Genomic DNA, 14,457 nt, shown 5'->3' on the forward strand with positions numbered 1-14,457 from the left:
ATGGCAAGTGATCCGTTATTTACCGTTCTCAAATTAGCGACTGAAGCTGAAAGCCAAGCCGCCATGCAGCTTAAGTCGGCGCAATTTGAAAAACAGAAACGGCAAGGTCAGTTAGATGCGCTAAATAACTACCGTCTCGATTACATGAAGCAAATGAAAAGCCAACAAGGGCAAAGTATTAGCGCCAATCAATATCATCAATTTCATCAATTTATTAAACAGGTCGATAGTGCTATTACTCAACAAGTAACAGCTGTTCAAGACGCTGAATACCAGATAGGTTATCGTCAAACTCATTGGCTTGAAAAACAACAAAAACGTAAAGCCATTGAAATGTTGTTAGCCAACAAAGCAGAAAAAGCACAAGTTGCAGAAACTAAGCGCGAGCAAAAAATGTCTGATGAGTTTGCAATGCAACAATATATTCGCCAGCGCTTAAATAAGTAGCTTTCTTGATAAGACGATAATCAAATTGCAACTATTATGTTGGCACTTTTATTGCTTAGTATCTACTACGTAATAATTAATCGTCATTGAAGTGGCGTTGTGACATTTTATTTAGCGTGTTATTGGGCGGTAGATTAAATACACAAAAGATGATTGATTATCTTCTTTTAGATTGAGTTTGTGGAGCATATATAATGCAACAGATGAGTAATATTCTCTTAACTGGTACGAGTAAGTCTACAGGCTCACAGGCTAAAGATGCTATTCAAGTATCTGAAAGTAAATCATTTATAGATGAATTTAATCAAGCAAACCAAATGTCTTCTTTTCAATCGGCTAAACTTGTTAATACGAGTAAACAGTCTGAGCAGCCTGCAATCACCACTATTGAAGTTGACTTATCAGAGCCTCTAGAGGGAACTGATATTGAGCTTATTTTCGCTCAATTAGACATGGCGCAGTCATTTGACAAGTCAAAGGGTGACGGAAAAATATTGCCGATATTTGAGGTTAAGGGTGAAAGTAATGTTACAGATGATGGCAGTCTTGATGCTATAACGCAGGCTTTATCTAACATTGATGGCATTGATGGCATTGATGGCATTGATGGCATTGATGGCATTGATGGCATTGATGGTGAAATTGATTTTGACGTTTTAGATAATCAACTCGCTAGTAATGACACTGATAGTGACATTACTAGCATAGAGCCATTAGAAAGTAGCCTGTTTAGTAATATGATTCAATTGCCGCTTGAAGGTGAGTCTAATGACGTATTTTTGGCGTCATTATCTGATTCTGAAAAAGAATTGTTGAGTGATTTTTCAACTTTATCAGCAGAACAGTTAATTGCCCTGAGCCATGATGATTTAGTTAGCCTTGTAGCTGACTTTAATTTACAAGCTCCGGTGCTTGATGAATCTATTTTAGACTTAGCAGCTAAAAATTTAGAGGTTAAATTGGATCCTATTGCTGCTAGTTCACTTAATGATGTGTCTTCAGCGATTACAGAGCCTTCTCCTAATGCTTCCACCCAAGCTACGATGTCTACTTCCTCGCAAGCTACGATGTCTGCTTCCACTCAAGCTACGATGTCTACTTCCTCGCAAGCTACGATGTCTGCTTTGGTTGATGCTAATATGGTTAAAGATATTATTAAAGACAGTGATGCGACTAAATTAGTAAATGACTCTTTGGGTCAAAAAAATACTGCTTTTTTTGCCTCAGCGAGCACTCAAGACAATGATAATATTCTAGGTGATAAAGTCTCTAATCCAGCAAGTATCATTGACCCAGTGGCTACTGTGCCGGGCGACTCAAAAACGCCAGCTTCTGCTGAGTCGCTTAAAACAGCTTCTGTTGCAGCGTTAACCAATATAGATAGCGAATTAGCCAAATCAGCTCGTATTGACGTTTTTGGTGCTCCGGATGAAGCGATTGATGTAAAGGCGATGCAAAATCAAAGTAGTTTAACCCCTATTCATAAAAGTGATGTACCGCAGTTTCAATTATCTTTAAAGCAGCAGGGTGAATCTCAAGTTCAAATGCAGGAGATGATTCAACGTTTTTCACCTGTAATGAAGCAGCAATTGATCACTATGGTAAGCAATGGCATTCAACAGGCGGAAATTCGCCTTGATCCACCTGAGTTAGGTCACTTGACGGTTAAAATTCAGATAAATGGCGATCAAACTCAAGTACAGTTTCATGTTACGCAGTCACAAACTCGTGAATTGATTGAGCAAGCAATCCCTAGATTAAGAGACATGTTAGCGCAAGAAGGATTACAACTTACCGACAGCCAGGTTTCTCAAGGTGGCGGAGGACGGGATGGACAGCCGCAAGACTCATCGGAACGCTATGCTGAACAGCAAGATATGGATGAAAATTCCGCGGTAGAGCATTCAATGTTTCAAAATCATCCAGAGAGTTTGCAATCAGGTATAGATTATTACGCTTAAGTCGGTAATCTATAGCATAATTATTATCTTAAAGGTTCATAAGCTAACTAAGCAGTTTATGTTACCCTTATTTAGATATTCACATAGTTGATACGTATAATTTGTTTAGGGATCTCCATGGCTGAAGAGTTAGAGCTTAATGAAGCAAGCAGTGAACCAAAAAAATCTAAAAAATTAATCCTTTTCGGTGGAATTGGGCTAGTTGTAGCATTATTAATTGGGGGAGGAGCATGGTTTTTTCTAGGCTCTGACGAGCCTGCTGCAGCAGCTCAAAGTGATGATGTTGGTGCGGTTACCGAATCCTCTTCTCAAGCACCAACTAATGAAGCAAATTATGTCGGTATGCCAAGACCATTTTTGTTCAATTTGCCTGGGGTCGATAGATCTCGTTTAGTTGAAATTAAAGTGCAATTAATGGTGCGTGGTGCTGATGATGAAACTGCAGTTAGAAAGCACATTCCCTTAATTGAAGATGCTTTACTAACCACTTTTAGCGGTGCAGATGTTCAAAAGTTAAGTACACAAGCGGGTAAAGATGAAGTACGTCAATTGGCGTTATTAAGTGTACAAAATACCTTGCAACCTGTTACTGGAAAGCCTCTTGTTGAGAAAGTGCTATTTACTGGTTTTGTGATGCAATAATCCAGATGGATAGAGTTAAGGTGAACATGTGAGTGATTTATTAAGTCAAGACGAGATTGACGCACTATTACATGGTGTTGATGATGTTGATGAGGATGATGGTGATATAGGTGGCGAAGATGCGCGATCTTATGACTTCTCGTCTCAAGATCGTATCGTTCGTGGCCGAATGCCGACACTGGAAATTGTCAATGAACGATTTGCTCGTCATCTACGGATCAGCATGTTTAATATGATGCGCAGAGCGGCAGAAGTGTCTATCAACGGTGTGCAAATGTTAAAGTTTGGCGAATACGTGCATACGTTATTTGTGCCAACTAGCCTAAATATGGTGCGTTTCAGCCCTTTAAAGGGAACTGCGCTAATTACTATGGAAGCGCGCTTAGTCTTTATACTGGTAGATAACTTTTTTGGTGGTGATGGTCGCTTTCATGCAAAAATTGAAGGCCGTGAATTTACGCCGACAGAGCGAAGAATTATTCAGTTATTATTAAAAATCATTTTTGAAGATTATAAAGACGCTTGGGCACCCGTGATGGATGTCGAGTTCGAATATTTGGACTCTGAAGTTAACCCCGCAATGGCTAACATTGTTAGTCCGACAGAAGTGGTAGTGATTAACTCTTTCCATATTGAAGTGGACGGCGGTGGTGGTGATTTCCACATCACGCTGCCTTATTCGATGATAGAGCCTATACGTGAATTACTTGATGCAGGTGTGCAAAGTGACAAACAAGATACCGACATGCGTTGGTCTCAGGCATTACGTGATGAAATTATGGACGTGAAGGTTGGTTTTGACGCTAATATTATTGAACACGAAGTGACGCTTCGTGATGTCATGGGGTTTAAAGCGGGTGATATTATCCCGATAGATTTACCTGAACATATTATGATGCGTATCGAAGATTTACCCACTTACCGATGTAAATTGGGGCGTTCACGCGATAACTTAGCGTTAAAAATTAGTGAAAAAATTCCGCGACCTGAAACAGTAAAGTCTGAGTTGCAATTGGTAACACGAAAAGGTAAGTCGCGTGATATTTCAGAATTATAAGGTGATGTAAATGAGCACAGAAGATACAGGCGATGATTGGGCAGCTGCAATGGCTGAGCAAGCAATTGAAGAAGCTGAACAAATTGAACTGGATGAATTAGTTGATGATTCAAAGCCGATTTCTAAAGAAGATGCAGCTAAATTGGATTCTATTTTAGATATTCCTGTGACTATCTCAATGGAAGTTGGGCGCAGTTTTATCAGTATTCGTAATTTACTTCAACTTAACCAAGGTTCAGTTGTCGAGTTAGATAGGGTGGCAGGTGAACCATTAGATGTGATGGTCAACGGTACCTTAATTGCCCATGGTGAAGTAGTTGTGGTCAATGATAAGTTTGGTATCCGACTGACTGATGTTATTAGTCAAACTGAGCGCATTAAAAAATTAAAATAATATCAATAAAATTTATTGCATTTCTTTTTACTGTTCTTTTTATATTGTGCTTTAATCATAAATAGTCACTTAGGTGCTTATATTTTTATTAATCATTTAAGTGACATATGGCTCAAGGATTAAACGTGTCATACCTTACAGTTGCTTTATCCAATGCCATTACGACAGCACAAGTGTTACCCGTGGCTGATGTAACGACATCGGTAAATAACACCTCTACAGTCTCTACCTTAGCAAATATGCTTGGTGGTCTTATTGTTGTAGTTGCGCTTATTATATTACTCGCCTATATCGTTAAAAAGCTCAATCTTGTTCCGAGTCAAAATGGGATTATAAAGACGATTGCGATGACACCTGTAGGTCAAAAAGAGAAGTTGATGGTGGTTGAAATTAATCAACAGCAATACTTACTCGGCGTGACATCCCAGCAAATTAATTTAATCGATAAACTTGCAAGCCCCGTTGAAGCCTCTACTCATTCATTTGCCCAAAACCTACAACAAGCTAAGGAAAGACATCATGAGTAAAGTGTTTCAAGCAATACTCTGGGTCTCGGTGTTGGCTGCGACAGTTTGGTCTTCAGGTACAATCGCACAAGATGGGGTGTTGCCAGCGCTAACCGTAACCACAGGTGCCGATGGCGCGACAGAATATTCGGTTACCATGCAAATATTATTGCTGATGACCGCCATGAGCTTTATTCCTGCTATGGTGATAATGCTAACTTCATTTACCCGCATTATTGTTGTGTTATCTATTCTTCGACAAGCATTAGGCTTGCAACAAACTCCATCAAACCAGGTGTTAATTGGCCTAAGTTTGTTTATGACATTTTTTATCATGGCACCCGTTTTTGATAAAATTTATGCCGAAGCGGTAGAACCCTATATGAATGAATCGATGACACTTTCCAAAGCATATGATGTTGGCAAAGAACCAATTAAAAGTTTTATGCTGTCACAGGTAAGAACCACAGATTTGAAAACTTTCATTGAAATATCAGGTTACAAAGACATTCAATCTCCTGAACAAGCCCCAATGGTTGTCATTGTGCCAGCCTTTATCACCAGTGAGTTAAAGACGGCTTTTCAAATTGGCTTTATGTTATTTGTGCCATTTTTAGTATTAGATTTAGTGGTCGCCAGTATCTTGATGGCAATGGGTATGATGATGTTGTCACCCATGATTGTGTCACTCCCCTTCAAGATTATGCTATTTGTGCTGGTTGATGGCTGGAGTCTCGTGATGGGTACCCTAGCTAATAGCTTTGGCATTTAGGAGAAGACATGTCTCCCGAGTCCTTAATTGATGTTTTTCGTGAAGCACTATCAATAATTGTATTGATTGTATCAGCGATTATTTTACCCGGTTTAGGAATTGGTCTAGTGGTTGCTGTGTTTCAAGCAGCAACATCGATTAATGAGCAAACATTGAGTTTTCTACCTAGATTATTGGTGACTTTATTTGCATTGATGTTTCTAGGACACTGGCTTATACAGACTATGATGGATTTTTTCTTCGAGATGATTAACCTTATCCCTGTAGTGATTGGGTAGGTCGATGGAAATATTGTTTGATGAAATCAGTCAGACAATTGCCATGTATCTATGGCCGCTCTTTCGCATATCAGCCATGTTGATGACCATGACTGTCTTTGGCGCCAATACAACGCCCTCTCGCGTCAGATTACTTTTCTCAATGGCCTTTACGTTTGCCATTGTGCCTGTACTCCCCCCTGTTGAAAATGTAGAGCTATTTGCACTTAGCTCAGTGTTTATTACTTTACAACAGCTTTTAATTGGTACTGCAATGGGCTTTGTTAGTGTGATGATGATGCAAACATTCGTGCTGACAGGACATATTATTGGTATGCAAACCAGTTTAGGTTTTGCATCAATGGTTGATCCGGGCTCTGGTGAGCAAACCCCTGTGGTGGGTAATATATTCTTGCTTCTTGCGACGTTAATATTTTTAGCTGTTGATGGTCACTTACTAATGTTTAGAATGATTGTCGCCAGTTTTGAAACTATTCCAGTATCGGCAGAAGGTATTAATATTACCACCTATAAAAATCTTGCTGAATGGGGATCTTATATGTTCGGCGCGGCACTAACTATGTCTATCTCAGCCATTGTTGCGTTATTATTGATCAATTTATCTTTTGGTGTAATGACCCGTGCATCACCACAGTTGAACATCTTTTCAATAGGTTTTCCAGTTACCATGGTTAGCGGATTAGTGATATTGTGGCTAACATTAGGTCCTATCATGGCACATTTTGATGAAGTATGGTTAGCAGCCCAATTATTGATGTGTGATATTTTACAACTGCAATGCCAAATTGATGGTGATGTTGCTTTTTAAGGACACAGTAAATGTCAGAAGCTGACAGTGGTCAAGAACGCACAGAAGAGCCCACCAGTAAGCGTCTTGAACAGGCGCGTGAAAAAGGTCAGGTTGCTCGCTCTAAAGAGTTAGGCACTGCTGCGGTATTACTTGCTGCATCGGTTGGCTTTGCTATGACTGGGCCTGCTATCGCCAAAAGTTTATATACCATAATGAAACAAATTTTTACCATGGAGCGAGATCAAATCTTTGATACTAATTCGATGTATCGAATTTGGGGCGTGGTGGGAAATGAGCTTGCTTGGCCTTTGGTAAGTTTTATTGCTTTGCTCGCTTTGGTATCTTTTTTGGGCAATATCGTTTTAGGTGGCTTGTCTTTTTCTGTAAAAGCTTTTATGCCCAAGGGCAGTAAAATGAGTCCCGTTAGTGGATTTAAGCGAATGTTTGGAACGCAGGCGTTAGTGGAGTTAACTAAGGGCATAGCCAAATTTTCGGTAGTAGCCATTGCTGCGTATTTCTTACTAAAGTTCTATTTTTACGATATTTTAATGTTGTCTAGCGACCATTTACCTGGCAACGTTTACCATGCTTTAGATTTATTAGTATGGATGTTTATTCTGTTATGTTCCTCGATGCTAATCATTGTGATTATTGATGTACCGTTTCAAATTTGGAATCACAATAAACAACTTAAAATGACCAAACAAGAAATTAAAGACGAGTACAAAGATTCTGAAGGCCAACCTGAAGTTAAAGGCCGTGTCAGACAACTGCAACGAGAAATGGCGCAAAGAAGGATGATGGCCGAAGTGCCCAATGCTGATGTTATTGTGGTCAACCCTGAACACTATGCTGTAGCGGTTAAATATGATGTTGCCCGCTCCTCCGCACCATTTTTAATTGCTAAAGGAGTTGATGATGTTGCATTTAAAATTCGTGAAATCGCTCGTGAGCATAACGTTGCGATTGTGTCTGCACCACCATTAGCAAGGGCTATTTATCATACAACAAAAGTAGATCAACAAGTGCCAGAAGGCTTATTTACCGCTGTTGCTCAGGTGCTTGCATATGTATTTCAGTTAAAACAATACCAAAAAGGTAAGGGGCGTCGTCCTATACCAGTCCCGTTAAAACAACCCATTCCGGATGAACTAAAGCATTAATAACACTCTTAGATTGTTTTTTAATCCTAGTAAATAGATTCTATTATCAAATTATGATTGAATTTTTTTGTTGGCTTAATTCTTGCTATTTGACTGTACGCGTCAAAAATTCATCAGTAAAAGGCTTTCGCGAATGGATGTAAAAGCAGTTTTCGGGCAATTTAAACAAATCCGACCATCAACCTTTAAAGGAATTGGTACGCCTCTGTTAGTGTTGGCGGCATTAGGGATGATTGTTTTACCGATCCCGCCATTCTTATTAGATATCTTGTTTTCATTCAACATTGCACTGGCTTTAGTCGTGCTGCTTGTCGCTATTTATACCGACAGGCCACTCGATTTCGCCGCTTTCCCCACAGTACTTTTAGTGGCTACTTTACTAAGACTTGCCTTAAATGTGGCTTCAACTCGAGTGGTATTACTAGAAGGTCATAATGGTGGCGACGCGGCGGGTAAAGTCATTGAAGCCTTCGGCTCAGTGGTTATTGGTGGTAACTATGCTGTTGGTTTAGTTGTGTTTTTAATCTTGATTATTATTAACTTTGCTGTTGTAACTAAAGGTGCAGGCCGTATATCAGAGGTCAGTGCACGTTTTACCTTAGATGCTATGCCTGGTAAACAAATGGCCATTGATGCCGACTTAAACGCAGGTATTCTAAACCAAGAACAAGCGCGTATTCGTCGTGAAGAAGTGACTCGTGAGGCGGACTTTTATGGCGCAATGGACGGTGCGTCAAAATTTGTAAAAGGTGATGCGATAGCCGGTATTATGATTTTGGTTATCAACATGTTGGGCGGCTTTGTCATTGGTATGGTCCAGCATGGGCTTGATTTTTCTAGTGCAGTTGAAGTTTATACTCTGCTAACCATAGGTGATGGTCTAGTCGCCCAGATACCCGGTTTACTGCTTTCAATTGCAGCCGCTTTGATGGTTACTCGTCAAAATGAATCTGGTGATATGGGCCAGATGATGATGAGCCAGATGTTTGACAAGCCTAAGTCGCTAGCAATTGCAGCAGGTTTGTTATTTGTTATGGGTATTGTGCCAGGTATGCCACATGTCGCTTTTATCAGCTTTGCATTTATTACCGCGGCCACTGCTTATATGGTACAAAAACGTATTAATGAGAAAAAATCAGCTGCGTTAGAATTAGTCAAAAAAGGCCCGTCAGATATCAAAGATAAAGAACCAAAAGATTTAAGTTGGGATGATGTCCGTCACGTTGACACTATCGGTTTAGAAGTTGGATATAGACTTATCCCCTTGGTTGATAAAGGCCAAGGTGGTGAATTATTGAGTAGAATTAAAGGTGTGCGTAAAAAGCTATCACAAGAATTAGGCTTTTTAGTGCCAGCAGTGCATATTCGTGACAATCTAGATTTATCGCCAAATTCATATCGTATTCACTTAATGGGCGTGGTCGTCGGTGAAGCTGAAGTTAGACATGATTGTGAATTAGCCATTAATCCTGGCCAAGTTTATGGCAAGCTTGATGGCATAGAAACGACTGATCCAGCATTTGGGTTAGAAGCCGTTTGGATTGCACCAGAGCAACGTGAGCATGCGCAAACACTAGGCTATACAGTGGTAGATACTGCAACAGTGGTTGCAACCCATATCAGCCAATTACTCAGTAATAATGCTGCTAAGTTATTAGGTTATGAAGAAGTACAACAATTAATGGACATGCTTTCTAAGCAGTCACCAAAACTTGTTGATGGCTTTATTCCGGATGTAATGTCGCTAGGCAATGTGGTTAAAGTAATGCAAAATCTATTGAATGAAGGTGTATCTGTGCGTGACTTACGCACTATAGTGCAAACTTTGCTGGAATACGGCACCAAAAGTAATGATACTGAAGTACTTACCGCAGCCGTTCGAATTGCGCTAAAACGTATGATAGTGCAAGAAATATCCGGACCTGAGCTAGAAATCCCCGTCATTACTTTGGCGCCAGAGTTGGAACAAATGTTGCATAAGTCTATGCAGGCGACAGGGGGAGAAGGGCCAAATATTGAACCAGGCCTTGCAGAACGCATGCAGCAGTCATTACTTGATGCTTCACAGAAACAAGAAATGGTCGGTCAGCCAGCCATTTTATTGACATCAGGCATGCTGCGTTCAACTCTGTCACGATTTGTTAAGTACACTATTCCAAATTTAAGGGTAATTTCGTATCAAGAAATTCCAGATGAGAAACAGATACGGATTGTTTCATCTGTTGGCCAATAGTGATAACGTCAGATAAAAGAGGTGCGTAAGTGAAAATTAAACGATTTTTTGCCAAAGATATGCGCGCAGCATTAGCGCAAGTCAAAGAGACCCTTGGTTCTGACGCTGTCATTATGTCGAATAAAAAAGTGGCAGGCGGGATTGAGATTGTCGCCGCCGTTGATTACGATGAGCCTAAGGCGCGTGCCGCAATGGCAACACCAACTCCAGGCTTTATGGATCTTAGTGAGGATCGCGTATCACTTGCATCTAACTCTGTAATCAAGGCAAAAACAAAAATTAATCCACCGCCAGCGGCAGATTCATTACAAGCGTTGTTAGAGAAACAACAAAGCCGCTTAAGTCAGCAAATGCCTCCTAAACAAGATGACTCTGATTTACCTGAATGGGCGCGCCAATTACAAGGTGCGACAGCTGACGCCAAGCCAGCTAAACCTCAGTATCAGCAACAGGCTGGATTTGATAAGCAGTCAAAAAATAATAAAGTCAGTTCGACTGAAATGGATGCGCTTCGTGAAGAAATGGCTTCATTACGTAACTTACTGACTCATCAAGTATCTTCATTGATGACTGAACAAAAAAAGCGGAAAGATCCTGTGGGTGCTATGCTTGAAAGTAAACTACTTGCTGCAGAGTTTTCAGCACCCGTTGCAGCTAAACTTTCATCTCTGAGTCAACACTATAATCCAGCGGAATTAGTGCGTTCATTACCACAAAGTTTGGCTAACTTACTTGACAACCAAGGTGATGATATTGTAAAGCGCGGAGGCGTTGTGGCTTTTGTTGGACCAACTGGTGTTGGTAAAACGACATCTCTGGCAAAAATTGCTGCACGTTTTGCAGCACAACATGGTGCAGATCAAGTTGCACTTATTACAACGGATCATTATCGTATTGGCGCCTATGAGCAATTAGCAACTTATGGCAAAATAATGGGGTGTCCAGTAAAGCAAGCACATGATGTCACCGAGCTAGAACAGATTTTGTACCAATTTAGAAGTCGTAAGTTAGTACTTATAGATACAGCGGGTATGGGGCAACGTGATATGCGTCTTTATCAACAACTTGATAATTTGACAGCAAACAGTAGGATCCCAATTCGCAGCTATTTAGTGATGTCGGCAACAGGGCAACGCAGAGTATTACAAGACGCGGTTAATCATTTTAAACGCATTCCATTAGCGGGTGTAATTTTAACCAAATTAGATGAATCTGTATCAATTGCAGGTGCATTGAGCGTTCTGATACAAAATGAGTTACCATTAAGCTATGTGACTGATGGCCAACGTGTTCCTGAAGACATAAAAGTAGCAGATACTTTAGCTCTGGCTAAGCAAGCTTTAGCCGCGTTAAATGAAACAGAACAAGTAATTTCTCAAGACACAAGCGCATGGTCGAATGAAATGACTTATGCATTCGAGTAAGAATATGACCCGTGATCAAGCAAGTGGTTTACGTATGATGAATCAACCAAATAACGAAAAAGTTAAAGTAATTGCCGTATCCGGTGGAAAAGGTGGGGTAGGAAAAACCAGTGTTTCTATAAATACTGCCGTTGCCCTAGCGGAAAAAGGTAAACGTGTTTTAGTATTAGATGCGGATCTTGGTTTAGCTAACGTTGATGTGATGTTAGGAATTCGTGCCGAGAAAAATTTATCTCATGTTTTATCTGGCGATGCCGAATTAGACGATATCATTGTTCGAGGCCCTAAAGGTATTGGTATTGTTCCTGCAACGTCTGGAAGCAGAGCTATGGTTGAGTTAACCCAGGCTCAACATGCAGGATTAATTCGTGCTTTCAGTGAGATGCGTACACAGTTTGACATATTAATTGTCGATACCGCGGCAGGTATTTCAGATATGGTACTGAGTTTCTCAAGGGCATCACAAGATGTATTAATTGTGGTATGCGATGAACCGACATCTATTACAGATGCCTATGCACTGATAAAAATATTAAGCCGTGAACACGGTGTATTTCATTTCAAAATTGTGGCTAATATGGTACGCAGTTTACGTGAAGGAATGGAATTGTTTGCTAAACTAAGTAAAGTAACGGATCGGTTTTTAGATGTTGCTTTAGAGCTAGTTGCAACCGTGCCATTTGATGAGAATTTGCGTAAGTCTGTGCGAAAGCAAAAGTTAGTTGTTGAGGCGTATCCAAAGTCGCCATCAGCCATTGCTTATCACGGCCTGGCAAATAAAATTATGAGCTGGCCAGTTCCACAACAGCCGGGTGGACACTTAGAGTTTTTTGTTGAACGTTTAGTCCAACGCAAAGAAACACAAGAGGATAGAGTGAGTGAATAAAGCCGCCGCGTATACTCAGTTCGATAATAAAACATCCGTTGTTGAACAGTATGCACCGCTGGTAAAAAGAATTGCACATCATATGTTGGCGCGATTACCTGCTTCAGTGCAACTCGACGACTTGCTACAGTCTGGCATGATAGGGTTACTTGAAGCGTCATCAAAATTTGATGACACCAAAGGGGCTAAGTTTGAAACCTTTGCAGGCATTCGGATACGCGGTGCTATGATTGATGAAATCCGCCGTGGTGATTGGGTTCCTCGTTCAGTTCATCGCAATAATCGCCGGGTTGCGCAGGTTATTGACGAACTAGAGCAAGGATTGGGACGTGATGCTCGTGACACAGAAATTGCAGAAAAACTTGATATGTCGCTCAATGAGTACCATCATATTTTAAATGATGTTTCTGTTGGGAAAATCATAGGCATAGAAGATTTAGGTATTTCGCAAGATGTGTTAGTCACAGATGATGGAATACCAGATGATAATTTTGAAGCATTAGCTGAAACGCAATTTAAATCAGCGCTGGTGGAAGCAATTAAAACCTTACCAGAAAGAGATGCATTAGTACTTTCACTGTACTATGACGAAGCGTTAAACTTAAAAGAAATCGGTGCAATTCTTGAAGTAAGCGAATCTAGGGTTAGTCAGATATTAAGTCAGGCTATGCTTAGATTAAAAGGCAAACTCAAGCATTGGACACAACAATAATTATTAATTAGAGCACTAGAGTGTCAGCTCACCGGAGGAAACCTTGGACAAGAATATGAAGATTCTTATTGTTGACGACTTTTCAACAATGCGACGTATCATAAAGAACTTGTTGCGAGACTTGGGATTCAATAATACCCAAGAAGCAGATGATGGATCAACAGCCTTACCTATGTTGCAAAAAGGTGATTTTGACTTTGTTGTAACAGATTGGAATATGCCTGGTATGCAAGGTATTGATTTGCTGAAGGCTATTCGTGCCGATGATTCATTAAAACATTTACCTGTTTTGATGGTTACGGCAGAAGCTAAGCGTGAGCAAATTATTGCAGCCGCCCAAGCAGGTGTGAATGGATATGTTGTTAAACCTTTCACAGCGGCTACCCTTAAAGAGAAATTAGATAAAATTTTTGAACGTCTCGCTTAAGCAAGGATAAGTTATGCAGCCAATAATATCGGGGTTAATTACTCTCGAGCAGGCCCAGCAACTTGTCGAACTGCTTACTGCGGGGGAGCAAGATCAAGCTGACGACGTTGTTAGAGAACTCGCTACACCAATACAGCGTGAATTATTTGAAGAAGTCGGGAAATTAACACGTCAACTTCATAGTGCACTTCAAGATTTTCAGGTAGATAACCGTTTATCAGAATTAGCCAAGGTTGAAATACCGGATGCTAAAGAGAGATTAAATTACGTTATTGATATGACAGAACAAGCTGCAAATAAAACCATGGATGCAGTTGAAGAATGTTTACCTTTGGCCGATACAATAATTACCAATATAAAATCTGTTACCCCTATGTGGGATAAGTTAATGCGTCGAGACATAGAGTTGAGTGAGTTCAAAAAACTTTGTCATGATGTTCAGCAGCTTATGTCACATAGTGAACACGATACAACCCGTTTACGACAATTACTAAATGAAATACTGATGGCGCAGGATTTTCAAGACTTAACAGGGCAAATGATCCGTCGAGTTATCGACTTAGTTCGCGAAGTCGAAAATAATCTAGTCTCTATGTTGACAGTATTTGGTGATTATACGCCGCAACCGGAAACTGTTAAAAAAGAGAATAAAATAGAGGCAGAGGGCCCAATTATGCACGCAGAATTGCGTGATGACGTGGTCGCAGGTCAAGATGAAGTTGATGATTTGCTATCCAGTCTGGGTTTCTAATTAGGAGTCAGTTG

General features: G+C 40.3%; 16 protein-coding genes. All 16 read left to right on the plus strand.

The features are described from left to right. The 16 genes from fliJ (at nt 1) to ACRWP9_RS08585 (ending at nt 14,443) form a co-directional block, all read left to right on the plus strand. Nucleotides 1-447, plus strand: coding sequence for a flagellar export protein FliJ (gene fliJ, locus ACRWP9_RS08510; RefSeq protein WP_434928738.1), 447 nt, complete (start codon nt 1-3; stop codon nt 445-447). Between the two features lie 194 nt (nt 448-641). Further along, on the plus strand, nt 642-2,408 hold the full coding sequence (locus ACRWP9_RS08515) for a flagellar hook-length control protein FliK (RefSeq protein ID WP_434928739.1): 1,767 nt from the start codon (nt 642-644) through the stop codon (nt 2,406-2,408). A gap of 117 nt (nt 2,409-2,525) precedes the next feature. Further along, the gene (fliL, locus tag ACRWP9_RS08520) at nt 2,526-3,050 is read left to right on the plus strand and encodes a flagellar basal body-associated protein FliL (protein WP_434928740.1); all 525 of its coding nucleotides are present in this window, start codon (nt 2,526-2,528) and stop codon (nt 3,048-3,050) included. Nucleotides 3,051-3,078: 28 nt separating this feature from the next. Beyond that, nucleotides 3,079-4,107, plus strand: coding sequence for a flagellar motor switch protein FliM (fliM, locus tag ACRWP9_RS08525; protein ID WP_226410452.1), 1,029 nt, complete (start codon nt 3,079-3,081; stop codon nt 4,105-4,107). A 10-nt stretch (nt 4,108-4,117) separates the two neighbouring features. Continuing rightward, nucleotides 4,118-4,501 (plus strand): flagellar motor switch protein FliN, encoded by a 384-nt coding sequence (fliN, locus tag ACRWP9_RS08530; RefSeq protein ID WP_226410451.1) that lies wholly within the window; start codon nt 4,118-4,120, stop codon nt 4,499-4,501. 125 nt (nt 4,502-4,626) lie between these two features. Continuing rightward, nucleotides 4,627-5,028 carry a flagellar biosynthetic protein FliO gene (gene fliO, locus ACRWP9_RS08535; protein ID WP_319002882.1) on the plus strand — a complete coding sequence of 134 codons (402 nt, stop codon included), beginning with the start codon at nt 4,627-4,629 and terminating at the stop codon, nt 5,026-5,028. After that, nucleotides 5,021-5,779 carry a flagellar type III secretion system pore protein FliP gene (gene fliP, locus ACRWP9_RS08540; protein ID WP_434928741.1) on the plus strand — a complete coding sequence of 253 codons (759 nt, stop codon included), beginning with the start codon at nt 5,021-5,023 and terminating at the stop codon, nt 5,777-5,779. The genes fliO and fliP overlap by 8 nt, the downstream gene beginning before the upstream one ends. 8 nt (nt 5,780-5,787) lie before the next feature. Next, nucleotides 5,788-6,057, plus strand: coding sequence for a flagellar biosynthesis protein FliQ (gene fliQ, locus ACRWP9_RS08545; protein WP_434928742.1), 270 nt, complete (start codon nt 5,788-5,790; stop codon nt 6,055-6,057). Nucleotides 6,058-6,061: 4 nt separating this feature from the next. Beyond that, entirely contained in the window at nt 6,062-6,865 is an 804-nt protein-coding gene (gene fliR, locus ACRWP9_RS08550; protein WP_434928743.1) for a flagellar biosynthetic protein FliR, read from the plus strand. Nucleotides 6,866-6,876: 11 nt separating this feature from the next. Next, nucleotides 6,877-8,010 (plus strand): flagellar biosynthesis protein FlhB, encoded by a 1,134-nt coding sequence (gene flhB, locus ACRWP9_RS08555; RefSeq protein ID WP_434928744.1) that lies wholly within the window; start codon nt 6,877-6,879, stop codon nt 8,008-8,010. A 133-nt stretch (nt 8,011-8,143) separates the two neighbouring features. Beyond that, a complete protein-coding gene (gene flhA / locus ACRWP9_RS08560; protein ID WP_434928745.1) occupies nt 8,144-10,243 on the plus strand; it encodes a flagellar biosynthesis protein FlhA in 2,100 nt (699 codons plus the stop codon). Between the two features lie 29 nt (nt 10,244-10,272). After that, entirely contained in the window at nt 10,273-11,667 is a 1,395-nt protein-coding gene (flhF, locus tag ACRWP9_RS08565) for a flagellar biosynthesis protein FlhF (protein WP_434928746.1), read from the plus strand. A 4-nt stretch (nt 11,668-11,671) separates the two neighbouring features. Next, complete coding sequence (locus ACRWP9_RS08570; RefSeq protein ID WP_226415986.1) at nt 11,672-12,553, plus strand: MinD/ParA family protein; 882 nt, start codon at nt 11,672-11,674, stop codon at nt 12,551-12,553. Beyond that, nucleotides 12,546-13,265 (plus strand): RNA polymerase sigma factor FliA, encoded by a 720-nt coding sequence (locus ACRWP9_RS08575; protein WP_226410444.1) that lies wholly within the window; start codon nt 12,546-12,548, stop codon nt 13,263-13,265. The genes ACRWP9_RS08570 and ACRWP9_RS08575 overlap by 8 nt, the downstream gene beginning before the upstream one ends. A 43-nt stretch (nt 13,266-13,308) precedes the next feature. After that, nucleotides 13,309-13,692: a chemotaxis response regulator CheY gene (cheY, locus tag ACRWP9_RS08580; RefSeq protein ID WP_007649667.1), complete on the plus strand. Its 384-nt coding sequence runs from the start codon at nt 13,309-13,311 to the stop codon at nt 13,690-13,692. A 13-nt stretch (nt 13,693-13,705) separates the two neighbouring features. Then, nucleotides 13,706-14,443, plus strand: coding sequence for a protein phosphatase CheZ (locus ACRWP9_RS08585; RefSeq protein WP_434928747.1), 738 nt, complete (start codon nt 13,706-13,708; stop codon nt 14,441-14,443). Nucleotides 14,444-14,457: the final 14 nt, after the last annotated feature.

The organism is Shewanella sp. HL-SH2, from assembly GCF_051164935.1.
GTDB lineage: Bacteria > Pseudomonadota > Gammaproteobacteria > Enterobacterales > Shewanellaceae > Shewanella > Shewanella glacialimarina.

What these genes read in the sequence shown, in the direction of transcription:
- ACRWP9_RS08570 (WP_226415986.1), top strand. Translation starts at nt 11,672, where the DNA reads ATGACCCGTGATCAAGCAAGTGGTTTACGTATGATGAATCAACCAAAT.
- flhA (WP_434928745.1), top strand. Translation starts at nt 8,144, where the DNA reads ATGGATGTAAAAGCAGTTTTCGGGCAATTTAAACAAATCCGACCATCA.
- fliR (WP_434928743.1), top strand. Translation starts at nt 6,062, where the DNA reads ATGGAAATATTGTTTGATGAAATCAGTCAGACAATTGCCATGTATCTA.
- ACRWP9_RS08515 (WP_434928739.1), top strand. Translation starts at nt 642, where the DNA reads ATGCAACAGATGAGTAATATTCTCTTAACTGGTACGAGTAAGTCTACA.
- fliL (WP_434928740.1), top strand. Translation starts at nt 2,526, where the DNA reads ATGGCTGAAGAGTTAGAGCTTAATGAAGCAAGCAGTGAACCAAAAAAA.
- fliP (WP_434928741.1), top strand. Translation starts at nt 5,021, where the DNA reads ATGAGTAAAGTGTTTCAAGCAATACTCTGGGTCTCGGTGTTGGCTGCG.
- fliN (WP_226410451.1), top strand. Translation starts at nt 4,118, where the DNA reads ATGAGCACAGAAGATACAGGCGATGATTGGGCAGCTGCAATGGCTGAG.
- flhB (WP_434928744.1), top strand. Translation starts at nt 6,877, where the DNA reads ATGTCAGAAGCTGACAGTGGTCAAGAACGCACAGAAGAGCCCACCAGT.
- fliQ (WP_434928742.1), top strand. Translation starts at nt 5,788, where the DNA reads ATGTCTCCCGAGTCCTTAATTGATGTTTTTCGTGAAGCACTATCAATA.
- fliJ (WP_434928738.1), top strand. Translation starts at nt 1, where the DNA reads ATGGCAAGTGATCCGTTATTTACCGTTCTCAAATTAGCGACTGAAGCT.
- ACRWP9_RS08585 (WP_434928747.1), top strand. Translation starts at nt 13,706, where the DNA reads ATGCAGCCAATAATATCGGGGTTAATTACTCTCGAGCAGGCCCAGCAA.